The sequence below is a fragment of the Arthrobacter humicola genome, from assembly GCF_022803015.1.
Taxonomy (GTDB): Bacteria; Actinomycetota; Actinomycetes; order Actinomycetales; family Micrococcaceae; genus Arthrobacter; species Arthrobacter humicola_A.
Genome location: NZ_JAFKON010000002.1, coordinates 31,232 through 51,379 on the forward strand (window position 1 = coordinate 31,232; position 20,148 = coordinate 51,379).

19 protein-coding genes are annotated in these 20,148 nt (G+C 67.4%); 10 read left to right on the forward strand and 9 right to left on the reverse strand.

The annotated features are described in order from the left end of the window. Window positions 1-2: 2 nt before the first annotated feature. A complete protein-coding gene (locus ARTB_RS05110) occupies window positions 3-833 on the reverse strand; it encodes a sugar phosphate isomerase/epimerase family protein (RefSeq protein ID WP_243178026.1) in 831 nt (276 codons plus the stop codon). 194 nt (window positions 834-1,027) lie between these two features. Between ARTB_RS05110 and ARTB_RS05115 the strand changes: the two genes are divergently transcribed. The 4 genes from ARTB_RS05115 to ARTB_RS05130 all read left to right on the forward strand — a co-directional run bounded on the left by ARTB_RS05115 (window position 1,028) and on the right by ARTB_RS05130 (window position 5,119). Continuing rightward, on the forward strand, window positions 1,028-2,365 hold the full coding sequence (locus tag ARTB_RS05115) for an MFS transporter (protein ID WP_243178027.1): 1,338 nt from the start codon (window positions 1,028-1,030) through the stop codon (window positions 2,363-2,365). 89 nt (window positions 2,366-2,454) lie between these two features. Further along, complete coding sequence (locus ARTB_RS05120) at window positions 2,455-3,336, forward strand: transketolase (RefSeq protein WP_439954096.1); 882 nt, start codon at window positions 2,455-2,457, stop codon at window positions 3,334-3,336. Then, on the forward strand, window positions 3,333-4,325 hold the full coding sequence (locus ARTB_RS05125) for a transketolase family protein (RefSeq protein WP_243178029.1): 993 nt from the start codon (window positions 3,333-3,335) through the stop codon (window positions 4,323-4,325). Before ARTB_RS05120 ends, ARTB_RS05125 begins: the two co-directional genes overlap by 4 nt. 134 nt (window positions 4,326-4,459) lie before the next feature. Beyond that, entirely contained in the window at window positions 4,460-5,119 is a 660-nt protein-coding gene (locus tag ARTB_RS05130; protein WP_243178030.1) for a GntR family transcriptional regulator, read from the forward strand. A gap of 6 nt (window positions 5,120-5,125) precedes the next feature. On the opposite strand, the gene ARTB_RS05135 is transcribed toward ARTB_RS05130, so the two are convergent. The 4 genes from ARTB_RS05135 to ARTB_RS05150 form a co-directional block, all read right to left on the reverse strand. Further along, the gene (locus ARTB_RS05135) at window positions 5,126-5,905 is read right to left on the reverse strand and encodes an SDR family NAD(P)-dependent oxidoreductase (RefSeq protein ID WP_243178031.1); all 780 of its coding nucleotides are present in this window, start codon (window positions 5,903-5,905) and stop codon (window positions 5,126-5,128) included. Between the two features lie 91 nt (window positions 5,906-5,996). Further along, the gene (locus ARTB_RS05140) at window positions 5,997-7,733 is read right to left on the reverse strand and encodes a DUF4389 domain-containing protein (RefSeq protein ID WP_243178032.1); all 1,737 of its coding nucleotides are present in this window, start codon (window positions 7,731-7,733) and stop codon (window positions 5,997-5,999) included. Between the two features lie 155 nt (window positions 7,734-7,888). After that, window positions 7,889-8,944, reverse strand: coding sequence for a zinc-dependent alcohol dehydrogenase family protein (locus tag ARTB_RS05145; protein WP_018776072.1), 1,056 nt, complete (start codon window positions 8,942-8,944; stop codon window positions 7,889-7,891). Beyond that, window positions 8,941-9,276: a hypothetical protein gene (locus ARTB_RS05150; protein ID WP_028276886.1), complete on the reverse strand. Its 336-nt coding sequence runs from the start codon at window positions 9,274-9,276 to the stop codon at window positions 8,941-8,943. Before ARTB_RS05150 ends, ARTB_RS05145 begins: the two co-directional genes overlap by 4 nt. A 245-nt stretch (window positions 9,277-9,521) precedes the next feature. On the opposite strand from ARTB_RS05150, the gene ARTB_RS05155 reads away from it, so the two are divergent. After that, window positions 9,522-11,036, forward strand: coding sequence for an amidohydrolase (locus tag ARTB_RS05155; protein ID WP_243178033.1), 1,515 nt, complete (start codon window positions 9,522-9,524; stop codon window positions 11,034-11,036). On the opposite strand, the gene ARTB_RS05160 is transcribed toward ARTB_RS05155, so the two are convergent. Beyond that, window positions 11,033-11,542 carry a hypothetical protein gene (locus ARTB_RS05160; RefSeq protein ID WP_243178034.1) on the reverse strand — a complete coding sequence of 170 codons (510 nt, stop codon included), beginning with the start codon at window positions 11,540-11,542 and terminating at the stop codon, window positions 11,033-11,035. The two genes, ARTB_RS05155 and ARTB_RS05160, sit on opposite strands and share 4 nt — an antisense overlap. 72 nt (window positions 11,543-11,614) lie before the next feature. Beyond that, complete coding sequence (locus ARTB_RS05165) at window positions 11,615-13,321, reverse strand: serine hydrolase (protein WP_243178035.1); 1,707 nt, start codon at window positions 13,319-13,321, stop codon at window positions 11,615-11,617. Between the two features lie 230 nt (window positions 13,322-13,551). On the opposite strand from ARTB_RS05165, the gene ARTB_RS05170 reads away from it, so the two are divergent. The 3 genes from ARTB_RS05170 (at window position 13,552) to ARTB_RS05180 (ending at window position 16,516) form a co-directional block, all read left to right on the forward strand. Next, window positions 13,552-13,896 (forward strand): hypothetical protein, encoded by a 345-nt coding sequence (locus ARTB_RS05170; RefSeq protein WP_243178036.1) that lies wholly within the window; start codon window positions 13,552-13,554, stop codon window positions 13,894-13,896. A 3-nt stretch (window positions 13,897-13,899) separates the two neighbouring features. Then, a complete protein-coding gene (locus ARTB_RS05175; protein ID WP_243178037.1) occupies window positions 13,900-15,444 on the forward strand; it encodes an HNH endonuclease in 1,545 nt (514 codons plus the stop codon). A 454-nt stretch (window positions 15,445-15,898) separates the two neighbouring features. After that, window positions 15,899-16,516, forward strand: coding sequence for a uracil-DNA glycosylase (locus ARTB_RS05180; protein WP_028276890.1), 618 nt, complete (start codon window positions 15,899-15,901; stop codon window positions 16,514-16,516). 61 nt (window positions 16,517-16,577) lie between these two features. Here ARTB_RS05180 and ARTB_RS05185 read toward each other — a convergent pair whose 3' ends face one another. Both ARTB_RS05185 and ARTB_RS05190 read right to left on the reverse strand, forming a co-directional pair. After that, entirely contained in the window at window positions 16,578-17,876 is a 1,299-nt protein-coding gene (locus ARTB_RS05185; protein ID WP_243178038.1) for a type II toxin-antitoxin system HipA family toxin, read from the reverse strand. After that, window positions 17,873-18,181, reverse strand: a complete 309-nt coding sequence (locus ARTB_RS05190; RefSeq protein ID WP_243178039.1) for a type II toxin-antitoxin system Y4mF family antitoxin — start codon at window positions 18,179-18,181, stop codon at window positions 17,873-17,875. Before ARTB_RS05190 ends, ARTB_RS05185 begins: the two co-directional genes overlap by 4 nt. 398 nt (window positions 18,182-18,579) lie before the next feature. Between ARTB_RS05190 and ARTB_RS05195 the strand changes: the two genes are divergently transcribed. After that, window positions 18,580-19,200 carry a hypothetical protein gene (locus tag ARTB_RS05195; RefSeq protein WP_243178040.1) on the forward strand — a complete coding sequence of 207 codons (621 nt, stop codon included), beginning with the start codon at window positions 18,580-18,582 and terminating at the stop codon, window positions 19,198-19,200. 118 nt (window positions 19,201-19,318) lie between these two features. Beyond that, window positions 19,319-20,062: a YcnI family copper-binding membrane protein gene (locus tag ARTB_RS05200; protein WP_243178041.1), complete on the forward strand. Its 744-nt coding sequence runs from the start codon at window positions 19,319-19,321 to the stop codon at window positions 20,060-20,062. The last annotated feature ends 86 nt before the right edge of the window (window positions 20,063-20,148 follow it).

A 20,148-nucleotide genomic window follows, 5' to 3' on the forward strand; every position in this document is an offset into this window, starting at 1 on the left:
AGTCAGATGAGGTCTGTGATGAAGCTCGCGGCCTTGGCGGCCGCCGCGGGGCGCTCCCCGTGGGTCACGTCCCGGGTCTCCAGCTCCAGGGAGAAGTGGCCGGTGTAGCCGTCGGCCGCGAGGGCCTCCAGACCGGCGGCGAAATCGGCCTGGCCGTTGCCGATGCTGAGGTTGATGTTCCCCGGCACGGCATCGCGCAAGTGAACATGGGCGATGCGGCCCTGATGGCGCCTGAGGTAGTCCAACGGATCCTCGCCGGCGGCCACGATATGGCTAAAGTCCATGACGATCCCGACCCCGGAACCGGCCAGCCGCCCGGCCAGCAATTCCGCGCGCTCGAGGTTCCAGCAGAACCGCAGGAAGTGCAGGGACTCGGTCCAGAGCTCGACGCCGAACACGTCGGCCCGCCGCTTGGCGGCGGTGAGTTGCGCGGCAATGGTGTCCAGGTCCTCGTCGAGGCTGCGGACCGGGTCGCGGCCGAGGGCGCCGCAGGGCAGGACCAGCGCCTTGGCGCCCGTGCCGGCTGCCAAGGTGAGCAGCGCGTCAAGGTGCCGGTTTCGTGCTGCGTGTGCGTCGGCGTCGGCGTCGAGCAAGGCGTTCAGGTCCCCGATGTCCCCGTTGACCGACCGGACCCGCAGCCCGGAGGCAACCACCTCGGCCGTGACGGCGGCGACGGCATCGGCGTCGAGGTCGTAGGGAACGTGGTCGCACACTCCGGGTAGCGCACCGAGATCTAGTTCCTCGAAGCCGAGGCCTTCGATGGTGCGCAGGGCCTCTGGCAGGCTCTGGTGGCGGAAGCTGATGGACGAGCAGCCGAGTCGGGAATTGAACATCGTCGTTAATCCTCTGGTTGCGCCCGGAGGCGGTGGTGATATGGACCACACTATAGAATTCGACTGTCAACAGTCAACCTTTGAAGTTGACTGTTGACATTGCCTTATGGCGCGGGTCACACTGGCGTATCATCTGTTAACAGTCGACAGTGTCGGTGCGGAAGCGTCGGCAGCTCTCTTCGAAAGGGATTGACATGAGCAACGAAGCTCTCACCATGCGGGGCCCGGTGCACGGCACCAGGGAAGCGAAACGGGTCGCGATCGGCTCCAGCGTCGGCGCCGTCATCGAAACCTATGACTTCATCGGCTTCGGCACAGCGGCTGCCCTGTACTTCGGTACGGCCTTCTTCCCCACCGGCGATCCTGTGACCGGAACCCTGGCTGCCTTCGCCACCCTGGGTGTCGGCTTCGCGGCGCGCCCGATCGGCGGCATCATCGGCGGGCACCTTGGGGACAAGGTCGGCCGCAAGCCGGTCCTGGTGGCCTCCCTGATCCTCATGGGCATCGCCACTTTCGTCATAGGCCTGCTCCCCACCTACGCCCAGGTGGGTCTGCTGGCTCCGGCTCTGCTGGTGTTTGTCCGCATCGTCCAGGGCCTGGCCTTCGGCGCGGAGTGGGGCGGCGCCATCCTCATGAGCTACGAACACGCACCCTGGAAATCGAAGGGAAAGTACACAGGCATGGTCCAGGCCGGCTTCCCGGTCGGGCTGCTGCTGGCCAACCTCGTGTTCCTCTTCAGCGTCCAGCTCGGCGGCGAACTCGCCTGGCGCATTCCCTTCCTGGCCAGCATCGTGCTGGTCGTCGTCGGACTGATCATCCGCTCCAAGGTCCCCGAATCCCCCGTCTTCGACGAGGTCAAGGACAGCGGCGACATCGTCAAGTCGCCCATCAAGGAGGTCCTGAAGACCGACTGGCGCAACATCGTCAAGGGCATCGGCCTGCGCATCGCCGAGACCGCCGGCTACGCCGTGTCCATCACTTACATGATTTCCTACCTGAACAGCCAGCACCTGGCCGACAAGTCGCAGACGCTCGTGGCCTTGTGCATCGCCTCCGCAATCGGCATCTTCGCCACCCAGGCCTGGGCACGGCTGACGGACAGGATCGGCCGGCGCCCGCTGTATATCTGGTCCTGCGCCTTCGCCGTTGCCTTCGCGGTGCCGATGTTCCTGCTGGTCAACACCGGACTGTTCATCTTCATCATCGCCACCCTCGTGATCTCCTACGCCGTCTGCCAGAACTCCCTGGCCGGCGCCCAGGGCCCGTGGTTCCCGGAGCTGTTCCAGGCCAAGACCCGCGCCTCCGGCGCCTCGCTGGCCTACCAGATCTCGGCCATGGTCTCAGGGTTCACCCCGTTCATCACCACATTGCTCTTCGTCAGCTTCGGCTGGATGGGACCGGCACTGCTCTTCGGCACCTACGCCGCCATCGGCCTGTGGGCCGCCGTCGCCACCCGTGAAACCTGGGGCAAGCGCGAACGGGATTTCGCGGATCAGGCTACCAAAAGCACCCCCACCCACGTGAGCGCGTAGATACGCACCGCCCGGAAGCCGTCGAAGGCCTCCCGCAGCAGCTCGCCACGTCATATCTGAAAGGAAGAATCGTGGTTTCAACACAGGAAATAACCACCCGAGGCAACGCCTCCGACGCCGAGGCAGAACGCCTGGCACGGGTCGAAGGGGCCGCCTACCGGATCCGCCACCATGCCCTGAACATGGGCGAAGTCCAAGGCCAAGGCTACGTTGGCCAGGCCCTCGGCGCGGCCGACATGCTCGCCGCGGTCTACGCGGACCAGCTCCGGTTCCGCGCCGACGACCCTGAGTGGGAGGACCGCGACCGGTTCCTGCTCTCCACCGGCCACTACGCGATCGGCCACTACGCGGCCCTCGCCGAGGCCGGAATCATCCCCGTCAAGGAACTGGAGACCTACGGCTCGGACGACTCCCGGCTGCCGATGTCCGGGATGTCCACATACACCCCCGGCATGGAGATTTCCGGCGGCTCCCTCGGCCACGGACTCTCCATCGCCGTCGGCGCCGCCCTGGGCCTGCGCTACCAGGGTTCGGGTTCCCGGGTCTATAACTTCCTCTCCGACGGCGAACTTGACGAGGGATCCACGTGGGAGGCCGCGATGGGCGCCCACCACCACCACCTCGGCAACCTCACCGCCATGGTGGACATCAACGCCCTGCAGGCCGACGGCAAGACCGACACCGTGCTGCGCACCGAGCCCGTCACCGAAAAGTGGCAGGCGTTTGGCTGGTACGCCCAGCGCGTGAACGGGAACGACGTCGGCGCGCTGCTGGCCGCGTTCGACAACGCGGCCGCCCAGGCGGCCGCCGTCGGACGTCCCTCCGTGATCCTGTGCGACACGAAGGTGGGCCGCGGCGTGCCGCTGCTCGAGGACCGCGAAAAAGCCCACTTCATGCGCATCGAAGAACACGAATGGCAGCTCTGCCGCGAGCAGCTGACCGCAGGTTTCGAAGGAAAGGCCGCACGATGAGTACCGCAACAACACCGAAGCTGAAAACCTCTGCCATGATCGCCTCCTTCGCGGACCCGGGCCAGAAGACCGCGTCCGCGCCGTTCGGGCACGCCCTGGTCAAGGCCGCGCAGGTGAACGACAAGATCGTGGGACTGACCGCGGACCTGGGCAAGTACACGGACATGCACATTTTCGCCCAGGCATTCCCGGAACGCTTCTTCCAGATGGGCATGGCCGAACAGCTGCTCTTCGGCGCCGCGGCGGGCCTGGCTGAGACCGGCCTGGTCCCGTTCGCCTCGACGTACTCGGTGTTCGCTGCCCGGCGCGCCTACGATTTCCTGTGCCTGGATGCCGCCGAGCCAAACCTCAACGTCAATATCGTCGGCGGGCTCCCGGGGCTGACCACCGGCTACGGTCCAAGCCACCAGGCGACCGAGGACATGGCGATCTTCCGCGGCATGCCCAATCTGACCATCGTGGACCCGTGCGACTCGCTGGACATCGAGCAGGCCGTCCCCCAACTGGCCGCCAGCGAGGGCCCCACGTACCTACGACTGCTGCGCGGCAACGTCCCCACCGTGCTGGACGAGTACGACTACACGTTCGAACTCGGCAAGGCGAAAGTCCTGCGTGGCGGCCGTGACGTCGTCTTCATCTCCAGCGGGCTGATGACCATGCGGGCACTCCAGGCGGCCGAGGCGCTGGCTGCCCACCACGTGGATGTCGCCGTCGTCCACGCCCCCACCATCAAGCCGTTCGACGCCGCGACGGTCCTCGCCGAGCTGAACACCGACCGCCTCGCGGTCACGCTGGAGAACCACAGTGTGGTGGGCGGGTTGTTCGAGACCGTGGCCTCGGCCGTGGTCACCGCGGGGCTGGGTAAACGGGTGGTGCCGGTAGCGCTGCCGGACGAATTCCTGGACGCGGGCGCGCTGCCCACCCTGCACGAACGCTACGGCCTCTCGGTGCAGAGGGTCGTTGCCAAGGTGCTCGCCGAACTCGGCTGAGCCGGAGGGAACAGCCTACGGGCGGGGGCCGGCAGCTGCCGGACCCGCCCGTGCCGTACCATCAACTGTTAACACACGAACTGTAAACAGTTGACCACTGACAAACAGTTGACCGCTGAGCGTGAGGACTAACAATGGCCGGAGCAACAGCCCCGCTTCTCGGACTGGAAAAGAAGAGCCTCCGCGAGCAGGCGCTATCTGCCCTGCGCACGGCCATCACGAGCGGAGAGCTGGAGCCAGGACGGCATCTGGTGGAGACCGAACTCTCCGACATGCTCCAGATCAGCCGCGGAACACTGCGCGAGGCCCTGCGCCAGCTGGAGCAAGAAGGACTGCTGTCGGCCGGACCGCGCGGCAGGCTGTCCGTGCGGCACCTGGACGGCAAGGAAATCCGGGACATCTTCGCTGTCCGGGCCGCGCTCGAATCGCTTGCGGTCCGGACACTGTGTGAGCTGCCGGACCGGGCCTCCGTGATTACATCCCTGTGCTCGGCCGTCGATGCCATGGCCGCGGCCGCCGAGGCCAGCCTGGAGGAACGGATTGAATCCGATCTGGAGTTCCACCGGACACTGTGCCGGCTCACCGGAAACGAGACCCTGCTGCACTCCTGGGAGTCGCTTGAGGGCTCCATTCGGATGTCCATCATGTTTGCCGGGATCGAGAGGGCCGTCAAGAACATGAGCGTGGACCGGCACCACGACATCGTCGCCGCGATCGAGACCGGCAACGCGACACTGGCCCGCACGACGGTCCTCGAACACATGGACGTCGCCGCAGCCAACCTGGTGGCCTGACCGGCGTCAGTAGTCCACGATCGCGCCGGCGGAGATGTTGACGGTAGCGTCCGTGATGGCCGCCGCCTTGTCCGAGACGATGAAGGAGGCCACGTTACCGACGTCCGCCAGCGTGGCCGTCCGGTTCAAATGCGCGGCCCTGGCAATCTCCACCACGATCTCATCGCGGCCCTCGGCCTGCCACGGGATGGTTTCGATAATGCCGCCGGTGACCATGGTCACCACCCTGATGCCGTGTTTTCCCAGTTCCAGGGCCCATTGCCGGCGTAGTCCTTCCATCGCGTCGAGCGCCACCTTGAAACCGCCCAGACCGGGGATCGTCTGCGGGCCCGAGCCGCCGAACATGAGCACGACGCCGGAGCGTTGCTTGACCATGTGGGCGGCGGCCGCGCGGGTGGTCAGGAAGTGCGTCCGCGCGGCCAGGGTGATGGGCTGGGTGAAGTCATCCACATCAATCTCCATGAGTGGCTGCTGGACGTCGCCGAATGAGATCACGTTGAAGGAGATGTCGATCCTCTTGCTCTTCTTCGCCACCCGGCTTACGAAGGCATCCACCTGCTCTTCGTCCAGGGCGTCGACGACGGCGGTTTCGGCTGTGCCGCCTGCCTCGCGAATGTCATTGGCTACTTTTTCCAGCCGCGATTCCGTCCTTCCGGCAATGTGCACCGTGGCGCCGTCGGCCGCGAAAGCCCTTGCCACCGCCCCGCCGACCGCCCCGCCGCCGCCGTAGATCAGGGCGGTCTTGCCGTGAAGCACGCCGTTTTCCGGAATCCCGATGTTCACCATGGTCGCCTGCCTAGTGCCGCGGAGTACGTGAATTCCCTCAACTATGTTCTTGCGGAGGGCGGGTGGCAAGAGGACCGGGCGCAGCGCCGCATTAGCTTCTGGGCAGCCCTCCGGGTCCGGTGGCTGGTCCTCCGGTTCCGGGCGCGGGCCCGGGTTCGGGCGCGGGCCCGGGTCCTGGTCCGGCGGAGGGTCCGGGTCCGGGTCCGACCGCGGGTCCGGTGGCTGGTCCAGGACCGACGGGCCCGGGTCCTGGTCCGGCGGGTCCGAGCGCGGGTCCGGCGTATGCAGGCACCGGCAGCTCGCCCGGATCGACCGGACCTATATCAAGGTGGAATGGCGGATATTCGTCCCGCATGAGGGCAACGTAGGCGATAACGCGGTAGATCCAGCGGTTCAGGCCAAGCAGGAGGTCGAAGAGCCCCCGCCGGTATTGGCCCGTGAACAACAGGATCACGCCGGCGATCAGGACCAGCAGCCCCAGGAGGGAGATGCCCACACCTTGCTGCACCCACTCGCCGTCCCGGTACTCCCACGTCCTCGCGGTCCCCGTCAGCAGGCTGATAAGCAGCAGATGTGGAATGGCCAGCAGCCAGGATTTCACCAGCACCAGGCCGCGGGACAGCCGTTCGGGATAGTCGACGTCGAAGTCCGCCGGGTAATCGGTGCGGGCCAGGGTGAAGGGGGGATAGACATCCGTGCCGATAGCGCTGAAGGCGTAGAAGGCCACACGCCAGTTCCAGCGGATCACACCGACACTGAAATTGAACAGCGAGCGCGGGTAGCGCGCCGTGAACAGGATCGCGAACCACGCCACAATCGTGACCACTCCGAAGGCGAACCAGAGGATAAACAGGACGATGAAGTGCGGGATGGCCAGGAACCACTTCACGAGCCACATCCACCGTGACAGGTTCGGGTCGAGGTAGCCGTGGAGACGGGCGGGGTACACATATGCGGTCGTAGCACCTGGCGCCACCGGATACGGAGTCCCCGGCGGGGCAGCGTAGGCCGCCACGGCACCCGGCGGGGCCGCACTGTTCTGCTGGCCGGGGGTGACCCTGGGCGGGTAGGGACCCGCGGGATACGGCTGGCCGGGGTGGGCCGGCAAGCGGCCGGGAGGGACACCGCTGCCCGTCCCGCCTTGGCCCGGGCCGCCGCGGCCGAGTCCAACGGCGCCCAGCACTATCAGCGGCACGCCGATCAGCAGCATCACGAGTCCGCCGATCAGCAGGCCGATGAACACCGGCAGGAGCAGGTCTGTGCGTGCCCCTGCCTGCAGATTCACGCTCACCGGAGACGTCGCGTCGGCATTCATGACCACCACTGCCCAGGATCCGGAGCGGAGGTCCCAGGTCAGTTCCTGTTCCCCCGGGCCTGTGGCAGTCGCGGCCCAGAAGGTCTGCTGCGCCGGGGTGGACGGGATTTGGGAGCCGGCCACTTCGCGGTACCGCGCGCGGAAGGGGTTGAACCTGACGTCGACGATTTCGGTGCGCCGGACACCGGCCAGGTACGTCGCGACGTCGGCCCGCGGGGCAATTCCGATGAAGATTTCCTTGCCGGGGTCGGTGGAGGAACCGCGGAGCAGCACGCTGCCCGCAATGTCCACTGGAACGCCGTCGTCCACGCCGCCGCCGGTCATGAGGTCCAGCCGGGGGGTCGTCAGCGCGTAGGAATTGCCTGAGAAAGGCGCCGACGGCGTGATGAAGTACCTGCCGTCACGTTGCTGGTAGTTGACCCAGCCCGCAAAACCGGCGCCCGCCAACAGTCCCAAACCGACCAGCGCGCACAGCGAGCCGATCACCAGCATGACAATCCGGCCTGCTTTCATGGCCGCCGTCCTTTCAGATGGTCCGTTTGCCACGCCCGGCCGGGCGTGGCTTCCGGAAGCTGGCGGCCCGGGCCGCTACCGCCCGAGCGAGATCACGAACGGCTTGGCTTCGTCGATCGCGCCGGCACTGCCGGAGTGGAGGACGACGAGCGCTTTCATGCCGTGATCACGACTTTGAGGGCCTTCGTCTCCGCGGCGCGGGCAAAAGTGTCGTACGCCTCCATGAACTCGTCAAAGGTGAAGTGGTGGGTGGCGAAACTGTCCGCGGGGATCTTTTGCTGTGCCACGAGCTTGAGCAGCATGGGGGTGGTGTTGGTGTTCACCAGGCCCATGCTGATGTTGATGTTCCGGATCCAGAGGTCTTCGACGTGAAGTTCCACGGCTTTGCCGTGCACGCCCACGTTGGCCACGGTGCCGCCAGGACGCACGATGTCGGTGCACATCGTGAAGGTCGCCGGGACGCCCACGGCCTCGATCGCCACGTCCACGCCCTGCCCGTCGGTCAGGAGCATGAGCTGCTCCTTCCAGTCGGCATCGGATGAGAGGACCACATCGGTGGCTCCGAATTCGCGGGATTTCTCGAGCCGGTTCGCGTCGAGGTCGACGGCGATGATCGTGGCGGCGCCGTAGAGGCCGGCGGTGGAGATCGCGGCAAGTCCCACGGGGCCCGCGCCGATGACGGCGACCGTGTCGCCGGGCTTGACCCGGCCGTACTGCACGCCGATCTCAAAGCCGGTGGGGAGGATGTCGGAGAGCATGACGGCCTGCTGGTCGCTGACTCCCTCAGGCAGGAGGTGCAGGGAGTTCTCTGCGTAGGGGACGCGGACGAACTCGGCCTGCGTGCCGTCGATCAGATGTCCGAAAACCCAGCCGATGCCGGAGGTTCCCTCCTCCCCCAGGCAATGGGAGTACAGGCCGGTCTTGCAGTTGGCGCAGTGCCCGCAGGACTTGATGCATGAAATGATGACGCGGTCCCCGACCTTGAGGCTGGTCACGGAGGCGCCGATCTCCGTGATGGTGCCGACCCCTTCGTGGCCCAGGATGCGGCCCTTGGCCACCGCGGGGACGTCGCCTTTGAGGATGTGCAAATCGGTCCCACAGATGGTGGTGGTGTCCACTTTGACGATCACATCGCTGGGATTCTGGATGGTGGGGTCGGGGACCTCGGTCCACGATTTCTCCCCGGGACCGCCATAGACGAGGGCTTTCATACGTGCTCCTTGGTTTTGAGGATGACCAGCGGGTCCACGAGGCGCAGACGGCACGGAGTCTCCGTGCCATCGATCCCCGAATACAGCAACGAGGCGCGGGCACGCTCACGGAGTTCCTCGATCGCGGCGGCCGACACCCGGGCATGGGCGAGGTCGAGCACGAGTTCAAACCCGGGAAGCTTGCTTGTGACGCGGCGGCAAACGACGTACAGCGCCCGCACGTTGGCCACGGTCACCACACCATGCACGTCGATCCGCGCTGTTTCGGCGTCGGCGTTCAGGCGGATGAGCACCTTGAGTTTAGGGTCCCCCGAATGGTGGTGGATACTCATGTGGCCGTGGTCTCCTGCCTTTTCCTGCTGAAGCCGGAAAGTGCAAACGCCATTTCCTTCCCCAATTCGCGGTGAGACCCGTGCCGTATTACGTGAAGTGGTTCTTCGCTCGACACGTCCCCCAACTGGCCGTGCAGCAACCTCCCCACACATTCAGCTTGGGGGGCGCTCGTGGCAGAGGTAAGGGGCGAAAGTCCCGTGTGCGCCTGTTGGGTCCTGCGGCGTCGCACGCCTAGCCTGTTCCTATGTCTGATCCGCTCGATCCCCGCCGACCCCCGGATCTCGTGCTGGCCTCCGTGCGGCACCCCGGGGAGGAAATATGCTTCGACGTTCATCTTCGCGCCGGGGCCGTGTCGGCGATCATCCCGTCGCGCCCGGGCTCGGGTGCGCTCCCCGCTGCAACCCGGGTGGTGGATCTGGAGGGCCGCTACGCCGTTCCTGGGCTGTGGGATGAGCACGTTCATATGACGCAGTGGGCGCTGGCCTCCAACCGGCTTGACCTCTCCGGTGCCGGCTCGGCGCGCGAGGCGGCCGCCGTCGTCGGGGCCCATATCGCCGGGGCCGGAAGCGGCGCCGGAGCTCCGGGTCCCGTCCAGACGCTGGTGGGCGTCGGTTTCCGCGATGCCATCTGGCATGACCTGCCCAGTCTGGACCTCCTGGACGGCGTGACGCGCGGCCGGCCTACGGCGCTGATCAGCCACGACCTCCACTGTGTCTGGCTCAACTCCGCAGCGGCCCAACAGTACGGAATGCCGGTGGATGCGGGCGGGCTGCTCCGGGAAGAACCGGCGTTCGCCCTGACCCGGGAGCTTGGCCAGCTGCCGGACGCGGTGGTGGATCCGTGGGTGCGGCAGGCAGGGCAGGCTGCGGCCGCGCGGGGCGTGGTCGGGATTGTGGACTTCGAGATGACGTGGAACCGCGACGCCTGGCTGCGGAGGATCTCCAGCGGCTTCGCTGCCCTGCGCGTTGAAGCGGGCGTCTATCCGCAGGACCTGGACCGGGCCGTGGCAGAGGGGCTGCGGACAGGTTTGGCAGTGGCCGGCAGTGGCGGGCTGCTGAGCGTGGGCCCCTTGAAGGTGCTGATCGACGGCTCGCTCAATACCCGCACAGCGTATTGCGTTGACCCGTATCCGAACGGCGGCCACGGGCTGCTGACCGTGAGCGAGTCGGAGCTGCTCGCCCTGTTGGTCCGGGCGCGGCAGGCGGGTTTTGTGCCGGCGGTCCACGCAATCGGCGACGCGGCCAACCAAGTCGCCTTGGATGCGTTTGAGGCGGCGGGCATCGCCGGACGGGTGGAGCATGCCCAGTTTGTCCGGAGCGAGGATTTCGCCCGCTTCGGCCGGTTGGGCGTGACCGCGAGTGTCCAGCCTGCGCATGCCCTCGATGACCGGGACGCCGCCGAGGCGAACTGGCCGGGGCGAACGGACCGGTCCTTCCCGCTCCGTTCATTGCTGGCCGCCGGGGCGACTCTCGCCCTGGGCTCGGACGCTCCGGTGGCCCCGCTGGATCCGTGGATTGCCATGTCCGCTGCCACGGCGCGGGCCCGGCTGGATGGCCGCGGGCCGTGGCATGCCGAGCAGGCCCTCACGCGGCAGGAGGCCCTCACGGCCTCGACCCGCGGTCGCGGCCGTCTCCGGGTCGGGGATCCCGCCGATATTGCAGTGCTCGACGGCGACCCTCTGACCGTGTCGGATGCGGAGCTTGCGGCCATGCCGGTGGCCGCCACGTTAGTGGCGGGACGGTTCACGTACGGCGGCTAAGCACCTTTGACGCGCGCCTGGACTAAGTTGGCGTACGGCAGGCGGCCGTATTCTTCGATGAATGCGGCATGGCACCGGGCTTCGGCCGCGTTGAGTTGCTCAACGGGCAACTCTTTCCACGCGATGATCAGGGACCCTGCCGCTGCGAGCTGCCAGATGAGCCGGCCGTCCCAGTGGCCCGGCGGCCTGCCTTCGCCGAAGTCGACGAATTCCTGGATTTGCCGGCGCAGTCCACGGTTGCCCTTGCTTCCGGGGCCGGCTTTGCCCACGAAGAGGACATCGGCGCCGTCCACCCATTCGGCGTCGAGAGCGTCTGTCTTGAGGGTGGGGTTCTTCTTCTTGAAGATGCCGGCGGTGCTCCTGGCCAGGAACTGGGGCCGGAAGCCCTCGGGCCGCAGTACCGCGAAGATCCCGGGCTTCTGCGGGATCCGGTTGATGTCAAGGTCCTGGAGCGGCCGGAAACCGGTGAAGCCGTCCTGTTTCAGCGACTGTGTGTTGATGGGCATGGGTTCCTTGGATCGGGGCTCGTGGCGTTCCTTTGAAGCTTACGGAAGAAGCTCACTCACTGAAGTCCGGGCTCAGCCGCGGATGAAGGTGCCCAGCCCGGTCTGATCGTAGAAATCGAGCCTGACGCTCGAAGCCGTGCCGCCTCCGGCTGCGGCGTCCGCGCCGGGGGCGAAGATTGCCCCGGCAAGACCGTTGGCGTTCTCGCCGATTGATTCAAAGCTGAAGGTGTCGCCGTCAAAATGAGTGAGCGGGAACTTGGTGGTCCTGCCGGCCGGGCCCAGCTCAAGGGTCAGCACGCCGTTCTCCACCGCGACGGTGAGCGGGCCGTAGTAGGAGTTCGCATAACTTCCGGTGTAGAAATCGTTGCCCTGCGCCGGTTTGGCCTGGGCCGGCGCCTTGGAATAGTCAACTTTTGGCTTCTCCGCCTCATCGATCTTCTGGAAGACGCCCGAGGTGAATCCGATCCAGTCCACTGTCGGGGCGCCGTTCTGGGCCGTGTCCAGGAATGCGGCGCAGATGGCTTCGGGGATGCCCTGCGGCCGGCCATTGGTCAGGGCAACAATGCCCAGCTGCTCGCCGGGGAGCAGTGAGACTGCGGTCGCGGCACCAAGGTTGAAGGCTCCCGAGTGCCCGAGCATCAGCCGGGCGTGGTCGTCGTAGGAGACGTTCCAGCCCAAGCCGTAGAAGCGGGTGCGGGCACCCGGCGTCGACGGTGGGCCCGAGACAGCGTGCGGGACATGCGTGATACTAAGCGCGTCCGGATCGATAACCTCGCTTCCCTCAAAGCTGCCGTTGGCGAGCTGCAGGCGGATCCAGCGGGCCAGGTCGCGCGCGGAGGAACTGGCCCCGCCGGCGGGTGCTTCGGCGTCGGCATCCCGGGAGTATTTGGCCACCCAGGTCTTGTTACCGGCTGGGACGTGGATCAGTGCCTTGTTCGTCGCCTTTTGGTAGTCCGCGTGGCGATAGCTCGTGGATGGCATGCCCAGGGGCTTGAACAAGACTTCTTCGGCGAGGTCTGCCCAGGGCTTGTTCATGGCATCGGCGACAGCCTGTGCACCAGCCGTGTAGCCGAAGTTGCTGTAGTTGTAGCTCGACCGGAATGAGTCCAGCGGCTGCTGGTTGAGGTGGCTGAGGATATAGGACTGGTCGAATCCGAGGTCTTCCAACAGATCGCCCGCCCCCGTACTGAGGCCGCCTTGATGTGACAACAGGTCCGCCGCCGTGGCGTTCCGCGTGACGTAGGGGTCTTTCAGGGCGAAGCCGGGGGTGTGGTTGATCACCGGTTCCGTCCAGGAGATGGCCTTGCGGCCCACGGCCACGGCCGCCACCGTGGAGGCCAAGGGTTTGGACACCGAGGCCAATTGAAAAACGGTATCCGCGTCCACTGTCTCGGGCCGGCCCGATTCCCGCACGCCGAACCCCTTGGCGTAGACCATTTGGTCCTGGTAGACCACGGCCACGGCGACTCCGGGAACACCGGTACTCTCCATCACGCCCTGGACCATCCCGTCCAGCTTTGCCAAGGCGGCGTTGACCTTCTGTTGGTCCAGGAGCGGTTTGACCTGCGGTTCCGGCGCCGGAAGCAGAGACGCCGACGGCGTACCGGAGGTGTCAGAGGCACTGCTTCCGGCACCGGCGGGGGCACTTTGGGCCGTGCAGGCGGCCAGCAGCGGCATGCCCGCTATACCCGCGGCGCCGACGCCGACCGCTTTAAGTAACGAGCGGCGGTCCGAAGGCAGCGAGCTGATCCTCGTCGCGATAGATTCCCTCTGGTTCATGGACAATCCTCCGCCCGGTTCCGCCTGGGGCGCAGAGCTAACGCCCCCTCCCATGATGGACCCGTGCCCGTGTTTGAGACAGGGGCGATGCGCTCGGGTGGGGGTCGTCGGACGCCGGGAACTCGCGGCCGGACCTCCACAACCGCCAACGAATCCCACCAATCCCGCTAACCTCGCGGCCTCCTTCTGGTTGCCCTATTAATGTCGGATCCCCGGAGGAGACTGGATTCATGGACGGCAATCAGGGGCCCGAAGTGGTTCCGGCGGGAGACGGCGACGGCGGCCTCGGCCGCGCCGGGAGCGGTGACGACGGCGTCCAGGATTTGCTCGCATTCTGCTCCAGCGCGCTCCAGGACGTGCGTCAGGCCGAGGATCCCGCCGGGATGATCGAACAGTACCGACGGCTTGACGAGTTGCACTCCGCGCTCGACGGGTTGCGGACGCGTCTTCAGCTCGACATTTTCTTGGGCAGCGTCTCGGGAGTGACTTTGGGACCTGGAAGGTCGCCGATGGCTTCCGAAGCGGTGGAACGGCTGCGGAGGGCCATAAATGTCATAGCCCGCAGGGACACTTAATTCATGGACGGCAATCAAGGGCCCGAAACCGCGCCAGCAGACCCGGCACCGGCAACTGCGGTGACGGACCTGGCCGCGCTCCTGGCAGTCGTCCCGGCCCCGGACAGCGCCGCCGAACTGATCGACGAGATCCGGGACCTGGAAGACCTGAAATCCGCCATGGCAGCCCGGCAGGCCCGGCACGCCGTCGCGTTCGACCTGCTCCAACGCCGCGAGCAGGCCGCCGCCGGAGTCCCGGCCGAGAAGCTCGGCGCCGGTGTCGGCGCTCAGATTGCCCTCGCCCGGCGCGAATCTCCGGCCAGGGGCGGCCGGCTCCTCGGCCTGGCCAAAGCCCTGATCACCGAGATGCCTCACACCCTCGCCGCCCTGGAAACCGGGCAGCTCAACGAATGGCGCGCCACCCTGCTGGTCCGCGAAACCGCCTGCCTGACCCCGGCCGACCGGGCCGCCGTCGACGAGGAATTGGCGCCCGACGCCGGGACGTTCGCCGGGGCCGGTGACCGGTCCCTGGTCGCTGCGGCCCGGGCCGCCGCGTACCGGCGCGACCCCCGCACCGTCACCGAACGCGCCGCGCACGCCGCCACCGAGCGGCACGTCAGCCTCCGCCCGGCCCCCGACACCATGTGCCATCTGACCGCCCTGCTGCCGGTGGCCCAAGGCGTCGCCGCCTACAAGGCGCTGAGCGGGCACGCCGACACTCTCCGTGCCGCCGGGGACCCGAGGGGCCGCGGGCAGCTCATGGCCGATGCCCTGGTCGAACGCACCACCGGGACCCCCGGCGGGATCAGCGGCGTCGAAATCCAGCTCGTCATCACCGACCGCGCCCTCTTCCAGGCCGGCGCCGAACCGGCACGGCTCCCCGGTTACGGCACGGTCCCCGCCGGCTGGGCCCGCACCCTCATCAACGGCACAAAGGGTCCACAGAGCGGCGAGGGCGGCAGTTCCCGGGGACACAGTGGTCCCCCGGGGCCGGGCGCCGTGGCCACGATCACGGACAGAAACGGTGACGGCCAGTCCGGTGGTCGCCCTGGACCGGGCGGCACCGCCGGGAGCGGCGATGACCCCGCGTTCACCCTCTGGCTCCGGCGGCTCTACACCCACCCCGGCACCGGCGAGCTCGTGGGGATGGACTCCCGGGCCCGGCTCTTCCCGCCCGGGCACCGCCGCTTCATCCAAACCAGAGACGACACCTGCCGAACTCCTTACTGCGACGCGCCCATCCGCCACCTGGACCACATCATTCCCTGGCACACCGGCGGAGAAACAACCAGCACCAACGCCGCCGGCCTCTGCGAAGCCTGCAACCACACCAAAGAAACCCCCGGTTGGAAAGCCCGCCCCGCACCCGGTCCCCGCCACACGCTCAAGCTGACGACACCGACAGGCCACAGCTACTACTCCACGGTGCCACCCCTGCCGGGAACTCCGCTTCGCCCATCGGCCACAGACCAGCCGGGGTCCCAGCCAGGCTCCCGCCACCGGCGCCAGCTCCGGCACCAAGCCAAAACGCTCAGGCGTGGAAAGCCCAAAGTTGGGGCTGCGGCATAGGGACCAGTTCGTTGGCTGCCGTGCGGGCCCAAACTAACATTGGCTCGGCCTCGGGGCACAGTTGCCGGGCGACGGGCCGTTATTCGAAGCACTCGATTCGCGGCTCTTGCCCTCGGCCCCGCCCCGCTTCATCGCATCCGGCAGGCCGGGCGGCAAAGAAAAGCGCCCGACCACCTGGGCGGCGGCGGACGTCAGGCCTGCAGGTACCTTCGCGATCTCGCTAAGAGACGGCTCGGACACTTCAATGTCCCGAACAACCCGGAGTCATCAGATGGTTACCTGCAGGCGCTTTAAGCCTACGCCCGCCTCACTGCCGTCACCAGAGGGCCGTTGACTCAGGGCAAACCCCTGCGCAGCCCCGGCCGAATAGGTCCGGCCGAAACACCCCCTGCCGCGAAAGCGTAGAGTGGAGGAAGCCGCCTGATTCTGGACGCCAAGTGCTGAGGGAGAAATCGTGACGATTGACTGGGACGAAAAGAAGACCCTGCTGCAGGAGCCGAACATCGCCGCGGTGACGCAGCTGTGCGACGAACTCATGGAAAAGAAGCCTGGATCCGTGGTCCCGTACATCGACCCCATCCATGACGAGGACGAATGCCGGATCGTCAGCCTGCATATCAGCCCGGGCAAGGGCACCGAATCGGGCTTTGTCTCGCACTTCAACGACGATGAAGCCGCCCGCCGCGCCACCTCCATCTACGAGGCCGCAGAGCTGGACCCCCGCTATGTGATGCCGTGGAACGCCTACCCGTGGATCCGCGATCCGGAGGCATCCTCGGCCCTGAACGTCCAGGAGAAGACGGACGGCCTCCGGCCCTTCCGCCAGTTCCTCAAGATCAACAAGCGCGTCTCGGCCGTTATTGCGCACGGCGCGGACGCCCACTCCTTCCTGACGCTTTTCGAGAAGACCTACCATTCCTCGCTGAAGAATCATGGTGTCAAGATCTACAAGGCCACCGCACTTGGCGGCCGCGCCTTCGCGGTATCTCCGGCCAAGCAGGAAGAGCTCCTCGCCAAGAACGTTGAGGTCTACAAAGACGCCATGCAGCGGGCGGGCATCCAGCACCTCTGAGGCTCCATACAACGGCATCCGTCAGCGGCATCCGGCGCAAGCCGAGCCGGCGCCGGCGGCATCACCCGGCCAGCAGCCTGCGCCGGTGCTTGAGTTCCTTGACCCAGTCGCGGGTGACCGTCGCTGAAAACGGCGAGGCGCCGTCGTCGGTCATGGAGCGGAACGCCGTGCCCGCCTGAAGGTCCGCCAGCAGCGGTTCCGAGGCCTTCAGCGCCAGTTCCAGCACCTGGACGGCGGCACGTTCAGTCAGCCCCATCCCCGCGGCCCAGCCCAGGAAGTGCTTCCGGGATATCCCTGTGCGTTTGCCGTCCAGGGTCAGGGCGAGTGTCTTGTCCCCGTAGACGACCGTGGACGGGATGTCGTATACCGGCGCGATGGACCACTCCCCGGCCGGCTGCTGCACCATGGAAACGTTCTTCGCGTGCAGGTCGCCGTTGCCCGTCAGCCACGCAAATGCCGCCTGGAGGGCCAAATTCCGCACCGCGGGCAGCGGAGCCGCGCAATAAGCCGCAAGCGCACGGCACACCTGCCCGTATCCCACGTTGTACTTGTCCGCAGGGTAGAGGCCCAGCACCTGCGCGCCGTCCTCGACGGCGAGCCGCTGCACCGCCCGCGGCGACCTGGCCGCCGCCTTGGGCCCCGACACGCCGGCGACAGGCCCACCGGATACAGGCCCACCGGATACAGTGCCACTGGCTACAGGCACCCGGTCGAAGCGTTCCACGAGCAACCCGGGCCGCCCGGCGACGTCGCGGATCAGCTGGACCCGGCTCAAAGGGATCCGCAGCCGCGCCGCGTACCGGAACATCGCGTACTCGTTTTCGACGACGTGCGGGAACTCGGGCGCGTTGAGTTTAAGGATGTAGCGCCGGCCGGCGCTGGCCACCGGCATGGAGATCATTCCAGCGGACAGCTTGTCCTGCACCCCCGCCAGGGCCACCGGGTCGATCAGCCCGGAGTCGCCCAGCAGGGCCTCGAAATCCACGGGCGTTGCGGGGTCAAGCTCGACGGCGTGCTCGTCCGGGTCCAGCTTCTCGCCATGGCCAACGATCTGCACATCACCCACCGGGTTGGCACCGGCCGCGATGAGCAAGGACAGCTCATCATCCACACTGGTCTTGATGGAACGGCGCAACGCATTCAGCCGCCGGCCCTCCGGCAGAAGCCCAGTGAAATACGGCGGGGCCGCTCCCGCCGCGGACAGCACGGGTTCCGGAGTTAGCGGCAGGGAGCTCGCGACGGCGGGGCCCCCGGACGCCAGATAGGCCGGCAGGTAGCTGAACCTGGTGCCGCCGTCGTGCCGTTCCAGCCGGGCCGCCAGCACGCCGGCCTTATAGATATCCGCGATGCGGTGCCTCATGGCCGGGCTTCCGGCCCGTCCCGCAGTTCACCGTCGGCCCGCAGGCCGGCCACCGGACTGGCCACCGGGCCGGTGAGGGCACGGGCTGCGGCGCTGGTCCGGGTCTGGACCCGGAGTTCCAGCCCCAGTGTGTCCAGGAGCGCCAGCAGGGAGTCCAGCTGCACCGTGCGTTTTCCCTGTTCGACGAACCGGACGAAGCGCTCTGAGACTCCGGCCAGTTCGGCCAGCTCACGCTGGCTCAGGCGGAGCGACCCGCGCCGGGCCCGGGCTTCGGCAGCGAGTTCGCCCGGAAATGCGTTCCCCATGGCAGCCTCCCGTTAATCAACACACGTCCGAGGGTCCGGCGTTCGTGCGTACGAACCCTGTGGGTTCGAACCCTGTGTGCGTACCAACCCGTGGGATCGAACTCTGTGGGTTCGAACCCTGGCGGTACGAACGTGCCGCTTTGCAGGCATTTCCAGTATAGGACGGGCCAGGATGCCTGCACAGAGCTATAACGGCACGTACGTACCGGCGCACTGGGCAGGCAGGGGCAACCGCCGGCGATCGAAGGCACCCGCCGTCATAGCCGGCTGGCGCAGCCCTGCCGCCACAGATTGGGCGGTTCAGCCGCGCGCGGGCGCGGCGGTTCACAATGGCCCGTAGGATTTAAGGGACTTAAGCGACAACCAGACCCCACGGAATCCGGAAAGGACTGCACACGATGACGCGCGCTTCCTTCCGGCTGTTCCGCACAGGCCTGATCGGATCCATCATCGTGGCGCTGGCAGCCGGCGGCCACCTGGCCGGCGGCGGACGGCTGCCCGAGCCGGCGATCGTGACGGCGCTGTGTGCCGTGGCGATGGTTCCCGTCGCCGTACTGACCCGCGTCCGCCTGTCCTTTCCGGCCCTGGCCGGCCTGCTCGGCGTAGGGCAACTGTGGCTGCACTGGTCCTTCGGCGCCTTGTCCTCAGGGGCGCCCGCAGCCCTCCAGGGCCGGATGGCTGCGGGTCATCCGGGCCATCCGGGCCATTCGGCGGCTGCCATTGCCCCGGCGATGCCCGACCCTTCCATGGCGGTTTCGGCGGCCGACATGGGCGGAGCCATGTTCGCCGCCCACGCGATGGCGACGCTCGGCACGGCACTTTTGCTCGCCCGCAGCGAGCGGGCCCTGTCCGCACTTGCTTCCTGGCTGCGCCCGCTCGTGCAGCTGCCCCAGCCCTCCGCCGCCACGCCCCTGCGCGTCCCCGGCCCCTGCGCGCTCAACCTGGTCCTCCCCAAAGCCCGGGCTGGCCTCCGCCTGCCGACCAGGCGCGGACCTCCGGAGTTGTCGCCCGCCGCCTGACATCAATCCCTTTCACATACGGACGGGGACAACAGGCGGCCACCCCACTGCTACCGCCGGACGGACAACGCACCGGACGGCTCCCACCTGATATCCGTTAGTGAAAGGCACCTTTGCCATGAAGTCCCCCCTTCGCCGTACCCTCAAAACCGCCGCTGCCGCCACGTTGACCGCGGGCCTGCTCGCCGCCGGCGCAGCAGCCGCCTCCGCCCACGTCCACGTCGACACCGATGATCCCGCCGCAGGCGGCTACAGCCACCTGACGTTCAACGTCCCCAGCGAGTCGGAATCGGCCAAGACCAGCAAACTCGAAGTCACGCTGCCCACGGACACCCCGTTCACTTCGGTGTCGGTGAAGCCTGTCGAGGGCTGGAAGGCCGTCATCACCACGAGCGAGCTGCCGAAGCCGATCACGGTCGCCGGCGCCACGGTCACCAAGGCCCCGAGTTCCGTGGTCTGGACCGCTGACGAGGCCCACCAGATCGGACCGGACGAGTACCAGGCCTTCTCACTGTCCGTCGGCGTCCTGCCGGACGCGGGAACCACTGTGACGCTGCCGACGGCCCAGACCTACACCGATGGAACCGTCGTGAAGTGGGACGAGAAGACGGTCGAGGGCCAGGCTGAACCCGGGCACCCGGCACCCTCCTTCGTGACCACGGCCAAGGACGCCGACGCCCACGGCGCAGCCGTCCCCGCCGCAGCCACGACGACCGCACCCTCGGCGGCCCCGGCAGCGGCAGCGGGCACGTCCAGTGACGGCGGATCCGCCGCCGGCTGGATCGGGCTGGCTGCAGGGCTGGTCGGACTGGCCGCGGGCGTCACCGCGCTGGTCCGCACCCGCCCGTCCAAGGTCCAGTAGTCCCGGCTAGCAGCCCGGACACAAACCCAGGCAGGTAGGCCGCCGCCGGAACTCCGGCCCGAGCGGCGACGGCGGCCCCGGACCCC